The sequence below is a fragment of the Bacillus sp. PDNC022 genome (genome assembly GCF_016919285.1).
Lineage (GTDB): Bacteria > Bacillota > Bacilli > Bacillales > Bacillaceae > Bacillus > Bacillus safensis.
In genome coordinates this window covers 144,739-164,790 of sequence record NZ_CP070345.1, presented here as the reverse complement: position 1 = coordinate 164,790, position 20,052 = coordinate 144,739, and the positions used below count along the sequence as shown (strand labels likewise).

The 20,052-nt window shown below is 42.0% G+C and carries 19 protein-coding genes and 1 pseudogene; 4 read left to right on the top strand and 16 right to left on the bottom strand.

What is annotated here, in order from left to right:
• Positions 1–33: 33 nt before the first annotated feature.
• Both ystJ and dnaE read right to left on the bottom strand, forming a co-directional pair.
• Positions 34–1,266 (bottom strand): NADP-dependent malic enzyme, encoded by a 1,233-nt coding sequence (gene ystJ / locus JVX94_RS00920; protein WP_205184293.1) that lies wholly within the window; start codon positions 1,264–1,266, stop codon positions 34–36.
• 141 nt (positions 1,267–1,407) lie between these two features.
• Positions 1,408–4,743 carry a DNA polymerase III subunit alpha gene (gene dnaE, locus JVX94_RS00915; protein WP_205184291.1) on the bottom strand — a complete coding sequence of 1,112 codons (3,336 nt, stop codon included), beginning with the start codon at positions 4,741–4,743 and terminating at the stop codon, positions 1,408–1,410.
• A gap of 137 nt (positions 4,744–4,880) precedes the next feature.
• Here dnaE and ytrH point away from each other — a divergent pair, with 137 nt between their 5' ends.
• The 3 genes and pseudogenes from ytrH to JVX94_RS00900 all read left to right on the top strand — a co-directional run bounded on the left by ytrH (position 4,881) and on the right by JVX94_RS00900 (position 6,017).
• Positions 4,881–5,222: a sporulation membrane protein YtrH gene (gene ytrH / locus JVX94_RS00910; RefSeq protein ID WP_024424798.1), complete on the top strand. Its 342-nt coding sequence runs from the start codon at positions 4,881–4,883 to the stop codon at positions 5,220–5,222.
• Positions 5,219–5,723: pseudogene (ytrI, locus tag JVX94_RS00905) on the top strand (sporulation membrane protein YtrI). The gene ytrH and the pseudogene ytrI overlap by 4 nt, the downstream one beginning before the upstream one ends.
• A gap of 108 nt (positions 5,724–5,831) precedes the next feature.
• Positions 5,832–6,017, top strand: a complete 186-nt coding sequence (locus JVX94_RS00900) for a YtzJ family protein (RefSeq protein ID WP_003216400.1) — start codon at positions 5,832–5,834, stop codon at positions 6,015–6,017.
• A 51-nt stretch (positions 6,018–6,068) separates the two neighbouring features.
• Here the strand turns inward: JVX94_RS00900 and JVX94_RS00895 are convergent, their stop codons facing one another.
• Entirely contained in the window at positions 6,069–7,010 is a 942-nt protein-coding gene (locus JVX94_RS00895; RefSeq protein WP_024424800.1) for a DHH family phosphoesterase, read from the bottom strand.
• A gap of 147 nt (positions 7,011–7,157) precedes the next feature.
• Between JVX94_RS00895 and JVX94_RS00890 the strand changes: the two genes are divergently transcribed.
• Entirely contained in the window at positions 7,158–7,460 is a 303-nt protein-coding gene (locus JVX94_RS00890; protein WP_003216665.1) for a YtpI family protein, read from the top strand.
• 37 nt (positions 7,461–7,497) lie between these two features.
• Here JVX94_RS00890 and JVX94_RS00885 read toward each other — a convergent pair whose 3' ends face one another.
• The 13 genes from JVX94_RS00885 to JVX94_RS00825 all read right to left on the bottom strand — a co-directional run bounded on the left by JVX94_RS00885 (position 7,498) and on the right by JVX94_RS00825 (position 20,046).
• Complete coding sequence (locus JVX94_RS00885; RefSeq protein ID WP_034279630.1) at positions 7,498–8,820, bottom strand: CBS domain-containing protein; 1,323 nt, start codon at positions 8,818–8,820, stop codon at positions 7,498–7,500.
• Between the two features lie 147 nt (positions 8,821–8,967).
• Positions 8,968–9,651, bottom strand: a complete 684-nt coding sequence (locus JVX94_RS00880) for a metal-dependent hydrolase (RefSeq protein WP_048239072.1) — start codon at positions 9,649–9,651, stop codon at positions 8,968–8,970.
• A 67-nt stretch (positions 9,652–9,718) separates the two neighbouring features.
• Positions 9,719–10,474 carry an SDR family oxidoreductase gene (locus JVX94_RS00875; protein ID WP_034279624.1) on the bottom strand — a complete coding sequence of 252 codons (756 nt, stop codon included), beginning with the start codon at positions 10,472–10,474 and terminating at the stop codon, positions 9,719–9,721.
• A gap of 95 nt (positions 10,475–10,569) precedes the next feature.
• A complete protein-coding gene (locus JVX94_RS00870) occupies positions 10,570–11,475 on the bottom strand; it encodes a phosphotransferase (protein WP_205184288.1) in 906 nt (301 codons plus the stop codon).
• Positions 11,476–11,598: 123 nt separating this feature from the next.
• Positions 11,599–12,972 carry an argininosuccinate lyase gene (gene argH, locus JVX94_RS00865; protein ID WP_205184285.1) on the bottom strand — a complete coding sequence of 458 codons (1,374 nt, stop codon included), beginning with the start codon at positions 12,970–12,972 and terminating at the stop codon, positions 11,599–11,601.
• Positions 12,969–14,180, bottom strand: a complete 1,212-nt coding sequence (locus tag JVX94_RS00860) for an argininosuccinate synthase (RefSeq protein WP_048239076.1) — start codon at positions 14,178–14,180, stop codon at positions 12,969–12,971. Before JVX94_RS00860 ends, argH begins: the two co-directional genes overlap by 4 nt.
• A 174-nt stretch (positions 14,181–14,354) precedes the next feature.
• Entirely contained in the window at positions 14,355–14,870 is a 516-nt protein-coding gene (locus JVX94_RS00855; RefSeq protein WP_205184282.1) for a MogA/MoaB family molybdenum cofactor biosynthesis protein, read from the bottom strand.
• Positions 14,871–14,975: 105 nt separating this feature from the next.
• Positions 14,976–16,160, bottom strand: a complete 1,185-nt coding sequence (locus tag JVX94_RS00850) for an acetate kinase (RefSeq protein WP_007501728.1) — start codon at positions 16,158–16,160, stop codon at positions 14,976–14,978.
• A 412-nt stretch (positions 16,161–16,572) separates the two neighbouring features.
• Complete coding sequence (locus tag JVX94_RS00845; RefSeq protein WP_205184279.1) at positions 16,573–17,547, bottom strand: class I SAM-dependent methyltransferase; 975 nt, start codon at positions 17,545–17,547, stop codon at positions 16,573–16,575.
• Between the two features lie 88 nt (positions 17,548–17,635).
• Positions 17,636–18,136 (bottom strand): thiol peroxidase, encoded by a 501-nt coding sequence (gene tpx, locus JVX94_RS00840; protein ID WP_048239080.1) that lies wholly within the window; start codon positions 18,134–18,136, stop codon positions 17,636–17,638.
• A 112-nt stretch (positions 18,137–18,248) separates the two neighbouring features.
• Entirely contained in the window at positions 18,249–18,701 is a 453-nt protein-coding gene (gene ytfJ / locus JVX94_RS00835; RefSeq protein ID WP_007501733.1) for a GerW family sporulation protein, read from the bottom strand.
• Between the two features lie 14 nt (positions 18,702–18,715).
• Positions 18,716–19,423, bottom strand: coding sequence for a DUF2953 domain-containing protein (locus tag JVX94_RS00830; RefSeq protein WP_144471357.1), 708 nt, complete (start codon positions 19,421–19,423; stop codon positions 18,716–18,718).
• Positions 19,424–19,521: 98 nt separating this feature from the next.
• Positions 19,522–20,046: an RDD family protein gene (locus JVX94_RS00825; protein WP_048239082.1), complete on the bottom strand. Its 525-nt coding sequence runs from the start codon at positions 20,044–20,046 to the stop codon at positions 19,522–19,524.
• Between the last annotated feature and the right edge of the window lie 6 nt (positions 20,047–20,052).

The following is a 20,052-nucleotide window of genomic DNA, read 5'->3' as shown; positions in this document are numbered from 1 at the left end:
TTTCAGAAAGAACGTGCACACTTTTCCAGTTGATTATTCGCCGATAATCGTTAATTTTCTTGTTTTTTCAGCGACAGCTTCTGGGTCGACTTTGATTCTTGCAACGCCAGTTTCCATTGCTGCTTTTGCTACCGCTTTTGCCACCGCTGGTGCAACGCGTGCATCAAATGGTGCAGGGATGACATATTCAGCTGACAATTCTTCCTCTGAAACAAGAGAAGCAATCGCTTCAACAGCTGCGATTTTCATTTCTTCGTTAATGTGAGTTGCACGTACATCTAATGCTCCGCGGAAAATTCCTGGGAATGCCAGTACGTTGTTCACTTGGTTCGGGAAGTCAGAACGGCCAGTTCCTACAACACTTGCACCTGCTTCATGTGCATCTTCTGGCATGATCTCTGGATTTGGATTAGCCATAGCAAAGATGACTGGGTCTTTTGCCATTTTTCCAACCATTTCTTTTGTTAAAGCGCCTGCTACTGAAACCCCGATAAAGACGTCTGCACCTTCAATGACTTCTTCTAATGAACCTTCTTTGCGGTCTTGGTTCGTGAATTTAGCCACTTCGTTTTTCACTGCATTCATACCGTTCGGACGGCCTTCATAAATTGCGCCTTTCGTATCACACATAATGATATCACGTACACCGAAATGATAAAGAAGCTTGATAATCGCAATTCCTGCTGCTCCGGCGCCGTTTGCCACTACTTTGATTGAAGACATAGATTTTCCAGAAAGCTTCAGTGCATTCACAAGTCCTGCTACTGTCACAATCGCTGTTCCGTGCTGATCATCGTGGAAAACTGGAATGTTTGTCTCTTTTTTCAAGCGCTCTTCGATGATAAAGCAGTTAGGAGCTGCAATATCTTCAAGGTTTACACCGCCAAAAGTCGGCTCAAGAAGCTTCACTGTTTCAACGATTTTGTCTACATCGTTCGTTGCAAGCGCGATTGGGAAGGCATCTACGCCTGCAAAGCTTTTGAATAATACAGCTTTCCCTTCCATTACTGGAAGAGATGCTTCTGCGCCAATATTTCCAAGCCCTAAAACAGCGCTTCCGTCTGTGACAACAGCGACCATATTGCCTTTCATTGTATAATCATACACTTTGCTTGTGTCGTCATAAATTTCTTTACATGGTTCTGCAACACCAGGTGAATAAGCCAAGCTCAAGTCTTTCGCATTTTTCACTTGTACTTTTGATTTTGATTCGAGTTTGCCTTGATTCTCTTTGTGCATATGTAATGCTTCTTCTCTTAATGACATGTGATGAACACTCCTTCAAGTGGAAAATGATTTAATGATTTGCTAAGTTGATAAGCACATACTGGCAGTTTTAAATACACAGAATCTTTAAAATGATAACACAATAGGTGAATTTGTAAAACATATTCAGGCGATTTGTCATCATTTAATCACAACGTTTTGTTCACCGAGCAGCTCTTTTAACTGGAAAATCACAGCATGATCTGCATGAACTTTGTATGCATCTGGAAGTCTCATCGTCTTTTTTTGCTTCTCATAATACAAATAGACATCTGCTTCTCCGCTGTGCATCGAGAGGACTCGTTTTACTTGCTCTAACAGCTCCTGCGAATGATTCTCTTCTTTCACCCGAATATAGACAGACTCTTTTCTCTTTGTGTCCATCTCTTCAAGCAAAGCAGCTTCTTGCACGATGATTTGGCTGCTGTCATTTCTGACATCTACTCTGCCTTCAACATAAAGCATGGTGCCCTCCTCAAGTAAAGGGGACAGCTTTCTAAATTGCTCTGGAAAGACGACGCCTTCCATTTCTCCCGTTTCATCCCCAAATGTAACAAATGCCATCGATTGTCCATTTTTTGTCCGAATCGATTTCACTTTTGTCAAAAGACCACCCATTGAGATTTTTCGCTTTATATAGGAAGAAAGTCTGATGATTTCCACTGCACCATTCTCTCTTAAGCGGTCTCGGTACGCTTGTACTGGGTGATTTGATAAATATAACCCGAGTGCCTCTTTTTCAAATTGCAGGAGGTCAACAAGCGGCATTTCTTCTATCTCCGCATATTTTGGCTTAATGGAGAAGGTTGTATCCCCAAGAAAGTCCAGCTGATCCTCTGGATTTAAAAATGACACGTGATCTAACGCAATATCTATCGATGCTAATAACGAAGCACGATTGGGATAAAATTCATCCATCGCCCCTGAAAAAATGAGCGCTTCAATCGTTTTTCGGTTGACACTCTTTGGTGATACTCTTGCACAAAAATCAAATAAATCTTCAAACGGCTTTTCCTGTCTTGCTCTGTATATATCCTTTACAGCTGACACTCCGACATTTTTAATCGCTCTTAAGCTGTAGCGGATCTCCCCTTTTTCAACCGTAAATGGAAATTCACTCTTATTAATAGAAGGCTTCAACACAGATATCCCTTTTTCCTTCGCCTCATAGAAATATTGAGCAATTTTGTCTTCATTTCCAATTACACTCGTTAAAAGACCGCACATAAAATATAACGGATAATGCGCTTTTAAATAAGCAAGCTGAAAGCCAATCATGCTATATGCAACAGCATGGCTTCTATTAAAACCATAGTTTGCAAATTTGACGATTAAGTCATAAACGTCATTTGCAATGTTAACAGGATACTCCTTTTTTAGGCATCCTTCAACAAAATGGCTTCGCTCTTCATCAAGGACCTTTTTATCCTTCTTCGAAACAGCTCTTCTTAATAGATCTGCCTCGCCCAGCTGAAATCCAGCCATCTTCGCTGCAATCAGCATGATCTGCTCCTGATAGACGATGACGCCATATGTATCCTTTAATATGTCATACAAATCAGGATGAGGATAAGAGACCTTGACTCTGCCATGCTTTCGGTCGATAAAAAGCGGGATATTTTCCATTGGACCTGGACGATAGAGGGCATTGACCGCCACGATATCTTCTAAACTAGACGGCTTCAGACGTCTCAGCACCTGACGCATCCCCTGTGATTCAAGCTGGAATATCCCAGTTGTATCTCCCGCAGATAACAATTCAAACGTTTTCTGATCTTCATATGAAATGTCACTAAAGTTAATGTGGACGTTTTCCTGTCTTTCAATCTGGTTTTTAATGGATTCAATTAATGTTAAGTTTCTGAGCCCTAAGAAATCCATCTTTAAAAGTCCGAGATCTTCTAAATAATTCATGGCATACTGCGTTAAATACACACCTTCATGGCCGTCTTGAATTGGAACGACCTCTGTCAGCGGCTCCTCGCTCAGCACAACGCCAGCTGCATGTGTCGAGGTGTGTCTTGGCAAGCCTTCTACCTTTAAAGCAGTTTGGAAGACCTTTCGAAGCTCTTCGGATTGCTGAAGCATCGTTTTTAATTCAGAAGATGCAGTCACCGCTTCTTTCAGCGTCGTTCCTGGCTTTGATGGAATCAGCTTGGCAAGACGGTCCGCTGCCTTTGAATCAATTCCCATCACACGTCCAACATCCCTTAAAGCAGCCTTTGCTGCAAGTGTTCCAAACGTGACAATTTGCGCTACATGCATGTCTCCGTATTTGTCTTTTACATAAGAAATGATTTCATCTCTTCTCGTGTCGGGGAAATCAATATCAATATCTGGCATGCTGATTCGCTCTGGATTTAAGAAGCGCTCAAATAAAAGACCGTGACGGATCGGATCGACATCGGTAATAAACAGAACATATGCAACAAGTGAACCCGCTGCTGATCCCCGTCCAGGGCCTGTGACAATTCCTTTGTCATGCGCATACTTCATAAAATCCCACACAATGAGAAAATAATCACTGAAATTCATTTTTTGGATAATGCTTAGCTCATATTCAAGCCTTTTGACATACATGTCATTTGAAGCAATCTTTCTTTGCTTCATCCCTTCTGCACACACTCTGCGTAAAAACTGATCTGCTGTTGATTGATCAGGAGTTGGATAGGATGGGAGTTTTGTCTGACCAAGTTTTAAATCGACTTCACAGCGGTCTGCAATCTCCACCGTTCTTGTCAGCAGCTCTCGATCATCTCTATACCATTCCAACATTTCTTCAAATGATCTGAAATGCTTTTCTCCTCGGTCTTCCTCTATCTCTGAAAGCTGTTCTCCCGCTTTAATGGCCTTTAAACACGTATAAGCCATTTTGTCTTCTCGATTGATATAGTGAACATCACCCGTCGCAACAAGAGGAATGTCTGCACTTTGTGAGACGTCCCGCAGTTTGCCAGTGAGCGATTCGTCCTGCTGAAATGGCTGAAGTGCGATATACACATGTCCCTCGCCGAATATATGCTTCAATTGTTTGGCGGCTTCACGTGCTTCTTCTACCTGATCATGCCGCAAAAGCGTTTCAATATACCCAGATGCGCCTGGTGTAATGGCAATGAGCCCGCGATGATAGCTTTTGAGCCATTTTTCTTTCAGTCCGGCTTTTGATTTTGATTTCAGCACACTGCTGATTTTGATCAGGTTTTGATAGCCTTCATTGTTTTTTGCAAGGAGTACCAAGGGATAAGCCTCTGTCTCTTGTTCATCTACGAAGACAGAAGCAGTTAAACCGATAACCGGCTTGATGCCATGTTTTTTACATTCCTTATAAAATTCAACCGTTCCATACATCACATGGTCATCGGTAAGAGCGAGCGCCTTGCAGCCAAGTTCTTTTGCTTTCAGCACAAGCTCCTTTACTTTAGCTGCACTGCTTAACAAACTGTATCCACTGTGGACCTGAAGATGAACATAAGACATGCTTAATCCACTCCTTTCGTCTAAAGTCATTCTTTCATTATAAAACGCGATGCGGTGAGAAACAAATGTTCTTTCTTTTCTCTCCGTTCATACTTGTCCAGCACACACCATATATTGAATAGAGTGAGGTGGACAAAATGGATGTGAAGGAAGCTTTTATTCCGAATTTTATCAGCTGTTATTTTATCGCCCTTGGGGTCATTTTGGGTGGTGCTATCATAGGCGGTGTTGGTGCGTATTTATCTGGTCAGCCGCCTTTATCCATTATTACTAGTCTTGCCAACCGTTTGAAAATTTGGGCGCTTGTCGCCGCTATCGGCGGAACATTTGATGCTGTTTATAGCTTTGAACGAGGCATTTTCGAAGGAAACACACGTGATATTTTCAAGCAGATTTTATTAATTATCTCTGCCATGGGCGGTGCACAAACGGGGTATCTCATTATTACGTGGCTCACCCAGGAGCATGTGTCATCATGAGGGTGCCGGAGCTGTATAAACGCCCAGGCTGGCAGCGTTTTTTTTGCGGGAATGATGTTTGGTGCGATTGTAAGCTGGCTTATTTTTCTCTTTACTTACGGAACCTTTCAGGAAAAGCAAGTCACACTGCTGAGAAGCCAGCAGCATCATATGGACAGTCTGAAAGAACAAATCACACTCTATCGGGAAGATTTGCATAAGTTAAATGAGGATAATAAGAAGCGGCTGCTGATCCAAAGCGTAGATGTTCATCTCGTGAATCGTGAGCAATATAAAATCCCAGAGCCAGATACGCTAAAGTTTGAAGATCAGGTCAAGGAGGATATCTCAGAAGTCATTACAAAGGATATTGAAAGTGTTTATAAAACAAAGGAATTACTAAAACGGACAGTAGAAAATAAAGAATATACCATTCGGGAAAAGGCATATCGCGCGAAAGTGACAGAGCTGACAATTTATACGAAGCTTTCGCTTGAAGTACGTATTTCATTTGCTGAATAAAGAGGTTGTGGAATTTTTATGAATTTCTGCCCTCAATGATCGCTTTTCACGCTTCATTTTTATACACTAAAAGTAGAACGAGATCTTAAATAGAAAGAGGTGAGGACAATGGAGGTTTACAGCTATCGTCAAATGGCACGAGACAAAGCAAGCCGAATCAAAGACGGCATGTGTGCTTATGCTGAGACAGAAATGATGGCTCATTTAATTAAAAAAGAATTAAAGCATCAAAATCTCCAAGCCTATGAAGATTCAACAGACATCGGCTGCTGGTTTATCCCTGTATGCAAGTAACCCTTTTCTCCATGACAAAAAAGAGAGAAGGGACTTACTATCCCTCCTCTCTTATGATGATGATTTACATACTTCTTCTAAATCACGCAAAATCTCATCTGCTACTGCCCAATCATAAATGGACGCACCGGCTGCAAGCGGGTGGCCGCCGCCATGATATTTTTTCGCAATCGTGTTAATGACGACACCTTTAGAGCGGAATCTCACACGAATCTGATCATTTTCTTCCACAAAAAAGACCCATGCCTTAATGCCTGCAATATTTCCTAGTGTCCCAACAAGCTGTGAGGCCTGCTGCGCTGTTGTTTGGAACGATTCCAAAATTTCACGCTTAATGAAAACAGATGCAACTCCGTTCTCTGACAAAGAAATATGTTGAAAAATATAGCCATTTAATTTCACGACATTCAAATCTGTCTCATACAATTGATTGAAAAGATCTGAAGATGAAAATGGATATTCGATGAGTTCCCCTGCATATTTGAGTGTCTTTTTCGTTGTGTTTGGGAAAAGGAAGCGGCCTGTATCTCCTACAATGCCGGCATAGATCAATTCAGCCGCCTTTGTATTCAACTGATATCCTTCTTCTTTCCCCTCTAAGTACAATTCATAAATCATCTCGCTCACAGAGCTTGCCTCTGTATCCACCCAAAGCAAATCACCATAAGGATCTTCATTCGGGTGATGATCGATTTTCATCAGCTTATCGCCCATTAAATAGCGCTGATCATCGATTCTTGCTTGATTGGCCGTATCACAGACAATGACAAGGGCTCCTTTATACACGTCGTCTGGTACCTCATCAAGTTCATATAAAAATGAAAGGGATGGCTCAGGCGTTCCTGTCGCATAAATATTTTTTTCTGGATAGGTGGCACGCAAGATTTCCGTAAGGCCGCACTGCGATCCATACGCGTCAGGATCTGGTCTTACATGTCTATGGATGATGATGGTGTCATATAATGATATGGTTCTAATCAGTTCTTTTTTCATAAAAACTCCTTCTCATGCGATACTCTTTTTATTATTAAATCATAATCTATCGTGACGGAAAAGTGAGGAATAGACAATTTATTCTAGTAAGCAAGCCTATTTACGTTTAAAATAGGGTTGTAACCACTTACAATGGAGGCTTGGCACATGCTTGTTTTGATTGTGTTTATTATTTGTTCTGCCATGTTTTATTTATACTACAAAGCAAAAAATGTCCGTACGAACCGGCCAGTCGAGAAAAAATTCTGGTCGGCGAAATCCAGTATGGCCCTTGGCTGCTTTGTCCTGCTCTTCGGTGTGAATCAATTATTTTTAAACCGCTCGTCACTCGCATTTGTCATCGGATTTATTTTTGTTGCTGTCGGTATCGGCAGTACGTGGGCCGGGTATAAAGCCTACAAGCATTATCTTCCGCTCTTTTTAAAGGAAGGCGAAAAGGATCACGCGTAATAAGGAAAGGGGCGACATGAGTTCGCCCTTTTTATCATTATCCCCTCTCCATCAGCTGCACCATTAGCATCGCTTTTCCTACGATATTCGATTGATGGTACACCTCGACTTCCAGCTTTCCAAACTTGCGTCCTACTTCTAAAATATTGGGCTTGATCTGGATTGTGGATTCCATTTGGACCGGTTTTAAAAAGTAGACAGAGAGACTCTCAACGATCAGTTCGCCCTTTTTATGAGATTTTAAGAAGCGGTTGGCTGATTCGATTAAAATTTGTGTGAACACCCCATATGAAATGTTTCCAAGCTGGTTCGTCATTTGCGGGGTGACCTCGTATTGATAAACCGCATCTGCTTTTGGTTTCTCTGTATCGGTTTCTTTAAACCCTCTTGAGACAACATCATCCAGCTTTTCTCCGACCTGTGGCTGCTTTTGAATCATTTGGAGTGCCTTGAGGACATCCTGACGGCTGATCATACCAATCAGCTTCGCATGATCATCCACAACTGGCAGCACCTCAATGCCTTCCCATACCATCATTTGTGCAGCTGAGGCGACAGATGTCTTGCCAATAACTGTCAGCGGATTTTTCGTCATCACTTTTTCAATCGGTGTGGAGCGGTCATGCCCCGCAATATCCTTTGAGGTGAGAATTCCGTGAATCTTCATTTGATCATCAGCGACCGGGAAACGGCCGTGGCCCGTTTCATAATTCTTTTCATACCATTTTTCAAGCTTATCCTCTGGTGATAAATACACGGTGCGTTCTATCGGTGTTAAAATATCTTCTACAAGCACAATCTCTTTTTTAATCAATTGGTCATAAATGGCTCTGTTTATGAGGGCCGCTACGGTGAATGTATCGTAGCTTGTCGATAAAATTGGCAGCTCTAGCTCATCTGCGAGCTGAATGATTTCATCATCTGTGGAGAATCCGCCTGTGACCAGCACAGCCGCCCCTGCCTCTAATGCCTGCCTGTGGGCATTGATCCGGTTTCCGACGATGAGCAGGTTGCCAGCAGCCGTATAGCGCATCATTGCGTCCAGCTCCATCGCTCCGATGACAAATTTGTTTAAAGTTTTATGTAAGCCGGCGCGTCCTCCAAGAACCTGTCCATCAATGACATTGACCACTTCAGCATATGTCAGTTTTTCAATATTTTCTTTTTTCTTTTGTTCAATTCGAATGGTGCCGACTCGTTCAATGGTACTGACGAATCCTTTATTTTCAGCATCTTTGATGGCCCGGTAAGCGGTGCCTTCACTCACTTTCATTTCTTTCGCTATGCGCCGGACAGAGATTTTCTCCCCGACATCTAATGAATCAATATACGATAAAATTTGCTCATGCTTTGTCGCCAATCCCGTTCACCCTTTTTGTTTTCAGCGTTTTCATCTATGTTTCATTATAAGGGCAGGAGGCTTTTAATAGCAATTTGTCTTTTCTTTCGACAGATGAAGGCAAACAAAAAAGCCGGCATTTGTGTGCCAGCTTTTTTCATATGAGGATTAAATCTCGATTGATTCCCCGCTGTTTAACACATGACCGACGCCGCCATGCAGGCTGTCTGCAAATGCATGCGGATCCTGTTCAATTGGCGGGAATGTGCTGTAGTGAATCGGAACGACCTGTTTTGCCCGCAGCCATTCTGCTGCGATTCTTGCATCCTCTGGTCCCATCGTGAAGTTATCCCCAATCGGAAGGAATGCGAGTTCAATATGATTCAGTTCACCAATCAGTTTCATATCTGAAAAGAGTGCAGTGTCTCCTGCATGATAAATTGTTTTGCCCTCTGCGGTAAATAAAATACCTGATGGCATCCCTGTATACGTAATCGTCTGTGCCTCTTCATCAATGACAGCTGAACCGTGGAACGCTTGCGTGAGCTTCACTTTACCAAATTCAAACTCACGTCCGCCTCCAATAGAAAGCGGGTGCGTTTTCACCCCTTGCCAGCCTAAATACGTGGCAAGTTCGAAAGGCGCGACAACAAGTGCATCATTGTTTTTAGCGATTTCAATGGTGTCGCCGATGTGATCTCCATGCCCATGTGTCAGTAAAATGACATCCGCTTTCACATCTTGCGGTTTGATATCTGTGTGCTTATTTCCATTTAAAAATGGATCAATCCAAATATGGTATCCGTTTGTTTCAATGTGTACAACTGAATGTCCATGATATGTAGCTTTCATGTAAGTATATCCACCTTTCAATTTTTGATCTCAAATCATTTATTCCCTCTATAAAAAGCTGAAAAACTTAATGCCTGTGAATGACGTTAAGACCACCTGTAGCTTCAATGACGGTCCCTGTAATAAGATCTGAACGGTCATCACATAGAAATGAGATGATACGTCCTATATCCTCTCCAGTGCCAGACCTGCCTATTGGCGTTTCATCGTCTTTGATTTGACGGGCTTCCTCTATTGTCGATTCTTTCATGTCTCCAACGATTTTGCCTGGACACACCATGTTGGCGGTGATGCCGTTTTCGGCTTCTTCAATCGCAATGGTTTTCGTCAATGATGCAAGACCCACTTTTGCCGCTCCAAAGGCTGATCTGTGCATCCAGCCTGGCGCATGGTCTGCACCTTGGAAGCCGTAAGTGATAATACGGCCAAAGCCTTGTTTTCTCATCATTGGAATGACCATTCGGAACAAATGGAATACTGCTGATAGGTTGCCTTCCATCATTTGATACCATTCATCTTCAGAGTAATCCGCCAGTTTTTTTCGTTCAAAAATATAAGGACCAGCATTGTTAATTAAGGCATCAATCCGCCCAAATCGCTCTGCTGCCAGCTCTACCATGTTTTTCAAATCTTCTTTTTTTGTCACATCACCTTGGACAAATTGAAGCTTATCTTCGTACTGCTGTAATTCTTCTTTCATCTGCCGGACAGCTTCATCATCACTTCGATAATTCACTGTCACAGAATACCCCATATTCAGTAAAGACTCGGTGACTTTCCGGCCAAGCCCTTTAGAACCCGCTGTTATTAATGCGTGTCGCACACAATCTCCTCCTAAAGCAAAGGTTGCAAGTTCACGTGTTTCTTTTGTTATCTTTACTTTACTATAAACCGGCATCTAGCGCACTTATGAACCCTTTATCGATATGAGTCAAACAGTATAGGGTGATTCATCCACTTTTTCAGATCCCATGAGCCATGGATATCGAGCAGCAGAGAAACAAAACGATAGCACTCTCTCACCTCATGAAGATCACGAGGAAGCGGGCAAATCTCTTCATAGCCCAATTGAACATTGCGGGCAGCTTCTTTTGTCAAAAGGTATTCCAATGCAATAAAATCAAACGCTGCTGGTCCAAATACGACATATTCCGTATCAACTAAGCTCGCTACTTGATCATCTTTTTCAATATATTGAGACGGATCTAAATCAATTAAAATGAGACTAGCTGAATCAGGAGTCCTTAGCTTTTCAATCTTTTGCTGCACAATTTCTGCATAACAGTGAAATTCAGGCTGATCCTCGTAATATCGGTCTATGAGTTTGGATACAGCCTTTTTTAACACAGCATGGAATTCTCTCAAATGCTTCTTTTCAGCTCCGTAGACTGCACCAAAAAAGTCAGTACGATATGAATGAAGATGTGCTAGTTTCCTCCCATAATCCTTATAAAAGTCTGATGAACGTCCCTCAAAAGATGTACAGGGTGTTCCTTCTACTTTTTCCATTACATAAAAATGTCTCCCTGCCTTCTTCACTTTACGAACAACTTCTGGAATATGAAAGGAATTCGTATGAGACAGCTTTTGATTGATTTGATCGATATTCTCTTGTACAGTACGGTCATCTACTCCATAGATCATCTTGATCCCAGACACAAATTCACTTTCTTCTCTTGCAGTTTTAGGAGATTTGACTACATATTCCGTTTTATCTTGTAAGGAGATCAGCCACACGTCATTAGCCCGTCCATCATATTGTTCTCCTAACGTTTTCACTGATACGATCGGTTGATGAAACAAAGCCTCAAGCGTTTTCTTCATGGTCTGCTGTCACTCCCTCTTCTGCTTGGCGACGGTATGCTTTCATTTTCTCCAATGATCATCAATCTCCTTTTTCCATGACAAAAAAACCATCCGTATAAACGAATGGTTTTTGAAATGTTATTACGCTAGGCAGGCTTTTGCTTTTTCTAGAGCGAGCTGAATTTGTTTGAATCCAGTTCCGCCTGCACTTGTTCTTTTTTCAACAGCAACATATGGATCAAGAACAGTGTAAATGTCTTGTTCAAAAAGATCGCTTGCTTCTTTGAATGTTTCAAAAGGAAGATCACTTAGATACATACCTTTTTGAATACATGTATACACAAGCTTACCAACGATTTCGTGTGCTTCACGGAATGGCATGCCTTTTTTCGCAAGGTAGTCAGCCACTTCTGTCGCATTTGAGAAATCTTCTTTTGTTGCCTTTTTCATGACATCTTCGTTCACTGTCATCGTTTGAATCATACCTGTGAAGATTTGCAGGCTCCCAGCGATGGTTTTCACTGTATCAAACATGCCTTCTTTATCTTCTTGCAGGTCTTTGTTATACGTAAGCGGCAAGCCTTTCATAATCGTAAGAAGACCCATCAGGTTGCCATACACACGGCCTGTTTTCCCGCGGATTAATTCAGCCATATCCGGGTTTTTCTTCTGCGGCATCATGCTGCTGCCTGTTGCATACGTATCATCGAGTTCAATGAATTTGAATTCTTGCGAGCACCATAAAATGATTTCCTCACAAAAACGTGAGAGGTGCATCATCACAAGGCTGCTATTAGACAAAAACTCTAAAATGAAGTCCCGGTCACTCACACCATCGAGGCTGTTTTCGTAAATGTGGTCAAAGCCAAGCTGCTCTGCTGTATATTCACGATCAATCGGGAATGTCGTTCCTGCTAACGCTCCGCATCCAAGTGGAGACACGTTAATTCGCTTCAATGAATCTTGAAAGCGCGCTTTGTCACGCTCAAGCATCCAGAAATAGGCGAGCATATGATGGGCAAACGAAATAGGCTGTGCACGCTGCAGGTGTGTATATCCTGGAAAAATTGTTTCAACGTGCTGTTCTGCCTTTTCTACAAGCACGGTTTGAAAGGAAGAGATCAGTTCAATAATATGCTCTACTTGGTTATTCAAATATAAGTGCATATCGGTTGCGACTTGATCATTCCGGCTTCTCGCTGTGTGCAATTTGCCGCCAAGCGGACCAATCTCATCAATGAGCATTTTTTCAAGGTTTAAATGAATGTCCTCATAATCCACTGAGAATTCCAGTTCATCCGCCTCTGCCTTTTTCATGAGCGTATTCAGTCCGTCTTTGATGGCAGCGGCTTCCTTATCATCGAGAATACCGCATTTATTCAGCATACTTGCATGAGCAAGGGAGCCGGTCAGATCTTCTTTGACTAATTGTTTGTCGAAATGAATGGACGCGCCAAACTCATCGACCCATTTTTCAGGTGTTTTTTGAAATCGGCCTCCCCAAAGCTTTTTCATGCTTTAACCTGCTCCTTTTTATTCACGATGCTGTTTACTTTTGTCGGTAAGCCCCAAAGGTTAATAAATCCTACAGCTGCATCATGATCGAATTCATCTGCTTTTGTATATGTTGCTAGATTTTCATCGTAAAGTGAATATGGTGATTTACGTCCCTCTACAATGGCATGGCCTTTAAATAGTTTCACACGTACAACACCTGTTACGTTCTGCTGTGTTTCTTGTAAGAATGCATCTAGTGCTTCTTTAAGTGGTGAGAACCATAAACCGTTGTATATTAATTCAGCCATTTTTTGTTCAACGATTGGTTTAAAGTGTGCGACTTCTTTGACAAGCGTTAAGTCTTCAAGCTCTTTATGTGCTTTAAGAAGTGTGACAGCACCTGGGCACTCGTACACTTCACGAGATTTGATACCAACAAGACGGTTTTCAACGTGATCGATTCTGCCAACACCATGCTGACCAGCAACTTCATTTAAATGAAGGATGAGGTCAGATAATGAATATTGGATACCGTCAATCGCTGTCGGTTTTCCCTTTTCAAATGTGATTTCAATGATTTCTGGTGTGTCAGGTGTTTTTTCAAGCGGATTTGTCAGATCGTATGCACCTTCTGGCGGCGCAGCCCAAGGATCTTCTAAAATGCCACATTCGTTACTTCTGCCCCAAAGGTTTTGGTCGATTGAATATGGGCTGTCTAAGTTAATCGGAATTGGAATACCGTGTTTTTGTGCATATTCGATTTCTTCATCACGAGACCATTTCCATTCACGCACTGGTGCAAGAACTTCTAGGTCTGGATTTAATGCTTTAATGGATACTTCAAAGCGAACTTGGTCGTTCCCTTTTCCAGTACATCCATGAGCGACTGCTACTGCATTTTCTTTTTCTGCCACTTCCACTAATTTTTTTGCAATAAGCGGACGGGATAGTGCAGATACTAGTGGATATTTTCCTTCATACATTGTGTGTGCTTGTAATGCAGTGAGTGCGAACTCTTCAGCAAATTCTTCTTTTGCGTCAATCATGTATGATTGAACTGCTCCAACTTGAAGTGCTTTTTGCTGAACGAATGCTAGGTCTTTTCCTTCACCTACGTCAAGGCAGCAAGCAACGACTTCGTATCCTTGCTCTTGTAACCATTTAACTGCAACAGAGGTATCAAGACCTCCGGAATATGCTAATACAACTTTTTTATTTTGTGACATGATTGAAAAGCTCCTCTCGCTTGTTTTGATTCTGTGAATGTTTTTTTGCATAAAAATAAGTTTTAATTTATAAACATGCATTTAGTATGTATACACTGTAACAAGGAAAAATTGTTTTTTCAACCCCTTTATGAAAAAAACTCTGCCAAATTTTCTTGGCAGAGTCATTTTGGGCTATGTTTGATCCTTTTCAAGCTCTCGTAAGACGTGAGGAAGCTCTGGAATCACAAGTTTTGTCATGGCTAAACGAACGGCTCCGGTAGATCCTGGTGTGGCAAAGACAGCTTTTTGATTGACGACTCCTGCTGTTGCCCTGGACAAAATAGCGGCTGAACCTATGTCTTCTGTATAACTGAGCATGCGGAAGATTTCGCCAAAGCCAGGGAGCTCTTTGGAGAAAAGAGGGGTGATGGCTTCAATGGTCACATCCCTTGCGGCAATTCCTGTCCCGCCATTTAACAAGACCGCATCTATTTTCGCTTCGCTTGTTCCTTCCAGCACAGCGTCTTGAATGGCTCCAATATTATCTTTTACGATATCGTATGCAAGAACAAGATGTCCCTGTTCTTTGAGCAAATCGATCATCAGACGGCCGCTTTTGTCTGTTTCTTTCGTTCTTGTATCACTGACTGTAACGACTTTTACATAAAGCCTCTCTTTCGCCTCACGTTTATGTTCTGTCACGCTCATCTTTCGCACCGCTCCCTTTTGCTTCGTATTGGACAACATTATAGCATGCTGCTTTTAACAGAAAAAAGCTCTTTTCCAATAAGGAAAAGAGCTTTTCTAACTTGATTACGCTAAACGCATAACGTCTCTTGCAATCATTACTTCTTCATTTGTTGGGATGACAATCACTTTTACAGGAGAGTGCGGGTAGCTGATGAATGCTTCTTCGCCTCTCATGTTGTTAAGGGAAGGATCCCAGTAAACGCCCATGAATTCTAGTCCACGAAGTACACGTGCTCTTACTTCTGAACTGTTTTCACCGATTCCAGCTGTGAAGATGATCGCATCTACGCCATTCATTCTTGCTGCATAAGAACCGATGTATTTATGAATACGGCTCGCAAAAATATCAAGAGCGACTTCTGCACGGTCGTTTCCTTCTTCTGTTGCTTCTTCGATATCACGAAGGTCACTTGACAGACCAGACACACCTAAAAGACCACTCTTCTTATTCAAAGTAGAAAGCACTTCTTCAGCAGTATGTCCTGTTTTTTCCATAATGAATGGAATAAGGGCAGGGTCAATGTTACCTGAACGTGTACCCATTGCAACACCAGCAAGTGGTGTGAAGCCCATAGATGTATCGATTGATTTTCCGCCTTCAACTGCTGCGATACTCGCACCATTTCCAAGGTGGCAAGAAATCAAACGAAGCTCTTCTAGAGGACGGCCTAATAGCTCTGCTGCACGCTCTGTTACGAACTTGTGGCTTGTCCCGTGGAATCCGTATTTACGAATACCAAAGTTTTTGTAGTAGTCGTACGGAAGGCTGTATAGGTAAGACTGCTCTGGCATTGTTTGGTGGAATGCTGTATCGAACACAGCAATCGCTGGTACGTCAGGCAGAATTTGTTTGAATGCTTTGATTCCTACAACGTTTGCAGGGTTGTGAAGTGGTGCAAGCTCTGAAAGCTGATCAATGTCATTGATGACCTCATCTGTTAAAACAACAGAATCGCTGAATTTCTCTCCGCCGTGAACGACGCGGTGTCCTACGCCATCAATTTCATTAAAGTCTTTGATGATGTTAAATTCAATTAGTTTTTCAAGCAGCATTTTAACCGCTACTGCGTGATCTGGAATATCTGTCACTTCTGTTTTCTTTTCTCCATCTACAGAAATCGTGAAGATACTGTTGTCCATTCCGATTCTTTCAACAAGCCCTTTTGTTAAAACGGTTTCTTCTGGCATGTCGAACAATTGGAATTTAAGAGATGAGCTTCCTGCGTTGATTGCAATAATTTTGGACATTACTGTCGCTCCTTTTACTCAGTTGTTATATAAGGTTTCACGTTTTTTCCGGTGCTATATTCAACCTGTTTGACGGGTCTTTTATAGTTTAACGATAAGTCCGAAAAATATCTGACTTTTTCATTTAAACATTGAAAACTTTGCATTTCAAGTGCGCCTTCAAACTGTTATCGCTTACATCAATAAGTCGTTATTTTCTGAATAGTAAAATATCCAGATTATTGACAAAGAGCTAAAATGATTTTTATTTTAGCTCTTTGTTTTCTTTTCAGCGTGATAGAAAACCTTTGCAGCTCTAGGAAGGGCGAGCACCGGAGCAGAGCGAATTTGGGATTCGTGAGCACCGGAGCGCAGAACTGCGGGCGAATGCGAGGGTTTGTCTACACGCTGAAATAGCCAGAAATAACTCTGGCTATTCTTTCGTTTCTTTTTCTTCTATAAACCACTGGTCTAATTTTCTCATCACACCGACCATTGCTTCCTTCTGTGAGAAAGACGGCAGATTGGCAAACAGCATCCGTTTTGGTGCTTCCAGCCCTTCTTTTTTCTTCTGCATCACAAATAAGCTTTTGGCGTGTTTTTTGTCCTTAAACATGGACACTGGCAGCTGAATTAAAGCATTCATATACGCATGGTCTTTGATGAAATCCTTTAATTGTACGCTCTCTTTCCCTTCAAACAAGTCGTTTGGAATGATGAAGAATAAGAAGCCGCCTTCTTTTGTGTATTGCAGGCTTTGTTCAATGAATAAATAATGGGCAAAGGCATGTCCTTCTTTTGCCTTTAATTCAAAGTCCGCTGCACGCTCATCATTTGGATAATAGCCGACTGGGAGGCTGCATACAGTGACATCCACTGGTGAGATCAGAAGCGGCTCAAGACTGTCCTGGTGGAAAAGCTCGACTTCTTTCTCTTCTAAATTCGCCTGAGCCCAAGCAATTTTAATGAGCACATCATCAATTTCAGACGCAAAACCGCGCTTTGTTTCTGCGGTGAGATTGTTTAAGACAGCAAGCAGTAAGTTTCCTGTTCCCGCTGCTGGATCAAAGACAACAAGTTCTTTTTGACCTTCTAAAAATTTATTCACCAAATAGCTGACAAACATTCCAATCGTATCTGGTGTCATCTGGCGATTTGGATGAGAAATATCCTTTTGACCTTTCAATACGGCGAGCTGAAACGCTTTACGAATCTGCTCATGATCATAAGAAGCAAAATCTGCTTTCTCTATTAAATCCTTTAATAAACCGTTTCGATCATTTGCTTGGAAAAAGGCTTCTCCTGCTTCAGCCAATGCTTCAATATAGGAAATGCTCTGTTCCTTTTTCAATCGAATAGAAGCTGTATCGAGCAGTTCAAAAATAGTACTTACTTGATCTTTCTGCAATGCTTTTCTCTCCTCGCTTTGTTAAAAGCTATATGTTCTCATTGAAAAGAGCCCCAGGTTGAAGCCGGAGCTCTTGTCGATGCTGCTTTTATAACAGTGATTTTGCAGCTTCAATGGCTTTTTCATAATTTGGGTGATTCGTTGCTTCACTTACGTATTCAGTGTAAACCACTTTTCCGTTAGGGTCTAATACGAAGACTGCGCGCGCCAATAAACGCAATTCTTTCATATACACTCCGAATGCTTCACCAAATGACATATCTCTGTGATCAGATAATGTTTCAACATTTTCAATTCCGTTTGCTCCGCACCAGCGTGCTTGTGCAAATGGAAGGTCTGCACTAATCGTATAAATATTGACCGGACCTAAACCGGCTGCCTCTTCATTGAAACGTCTTGTTTGTGCGTCACACACACCTGTATCAATAGAAGGAATCACTGAGATGATCGTCACTTTTCCTGCTAAATCAGAAAGTGAAACTTCTCCAAGTGAGTTCGTTAAAACCGTAAAATCAGGAGCCTGCTCGCCTACTTTTACTTCATTTCCTACAAGCGTGACAGAACTTCCTTTAAATGTGATCGATGCCAAAACAATTCCTCCCTTTTCAAATGTATGGTTCTATCATAGTAGAGAAAGCAAAAAACTGCAAAGCCTAATCGTCCATTTTGAAAAAAAAGTTAACTGCAGGGCAGCTAACTTTTTAAAGGTCTATGTCATCTAGTTTTCGTTCTTTGTGACGATGCTCCCGTTCATCCTTCTTAAACATGTGCTGAAGACGTTCAATTGCTTGAGGAGCAGAATCCAATATTTTATCGAGCAGATGTGTGTGTTCATCCAAATGAAGCATTCGTACGCCATTTGTTCCCACAATTAAAAAGGCGATTGGTGTAATCGATACTCCCCCACCGCTTCCGCCTCCAAATGGGAGTCTCGGTTCTTTTCGTTCTTGTTCATCAGAACGTTTTTCTTTCTTTTGGTTCCCGTTAAATTCACTGCCGCCGGCTGCAAATCCAAAACCAACCTTTGACACAGTGAGGATGACACTGCCGTCAGGGGTTTCGACTGGATCGCCGATGATTGTATTCACATCTATCATTTCTTTTAAGTTTTCCATCGCTGTCTTCATGAGACCTTGGATTGGATGATCTGCCATTTTCGGGTTCCTCCTTAAACAGATGATTCATTCTTCGTTGCTTGAAGAGAGGCACTTTTTCTCGCCTTTCTCCCTTTTAACCAATGGACAAGTAAACGAATGGCTGCAAGCATAGCATGTCCAATACGAAAATAAGCTATACATGTAAACTGAGTCTGTGACACGTTGTGCTGAAAGGCTGGAATGACTTCATATACCGGTTTATGCTTAAAGGTGAGATGCTCCTGCATAAAGGCAAGCAGTGCTCCTTTAACTGACCACACACCGCCGGCTGCTACACCTGTTAAAGCGGCGTCATGAAAGCCGATCCATGTCGACCAGTGAAACGAGACAACTCTTATGTGAATGAAAAACTTGCGCATGATCCGGTTTAAATCGACAACCTCTTTTGTGATGCGCTCCATTTGATGAATAATTTGCTTCATATCACGTTTTCCCACTTTTTTATGCATCGATTCTTTTTCGTGATCAGGCGTTTTAGCGCTCTCCATTTTCTTTTCACGAATATCAATCGTTTGATCTTCTGGATTGACCCTCACCATCGGAATCTCTTTTTTGAGCCTGACCAATCCATATAAGGTGATGACCTTCAGTGCAATGTGGTCATTGTCGTTTGTATGCGAATAGTCCAGCGAAATAGTTACTTTCATGAAAATCAACAAGATCACAAGAAACAAAAACACTGCGATCCAAACGTAAAGCACTGTGCTCACTTCCTCCATAACAAATGATGCTTCCCCTACGATTATGGCTCTCATTCTGGATTTTATACCCAATCAACAAAAAAGAGTTTGACCGGTACCCGGCCAAACTCCTCTGATTATACGTTTGATTCTGTTTTTTCATATAAATGTTCATGGACGACCGCCGTATCGGCAAAGTAGTCATGAACCCCTTGCTTTTTCGGTGAGAACCCAACGATAGCATAGAGAACAAAGATCGTATTAATGTAGCGTCCCACAATCTCTCTAAAGAAAATAACATCCCATGCCAGCTTCTTCTCAGGCTGTAGCGAGACCACTTTAATCCCAAACACCATCTTGCCAAGTGTTTGTTGAAAGATTTTCGTCATGATGGCGAAATAAAGGAGGAATACAATCGTCGTTGTGACGGAAAATGGAGAAAACCATCCCCCTCCTTTGGACCAGCCGAACAGACTAAAGATGGGAGAAACCGTCAAATGGTTTACACCCCAAACGACGAGCCAATCAAGAATAAACGCCCAAAATCTAATCCAAAAACCTGCAAACGCCTGTGCTTCAATTGAAGCGCGCTTCACAAAGGCCGGCTTCGATTCTTCCTCTTGGCTGCGGCTTTCGCTTACTTCATCGAATGTAGAATCCATCTATGA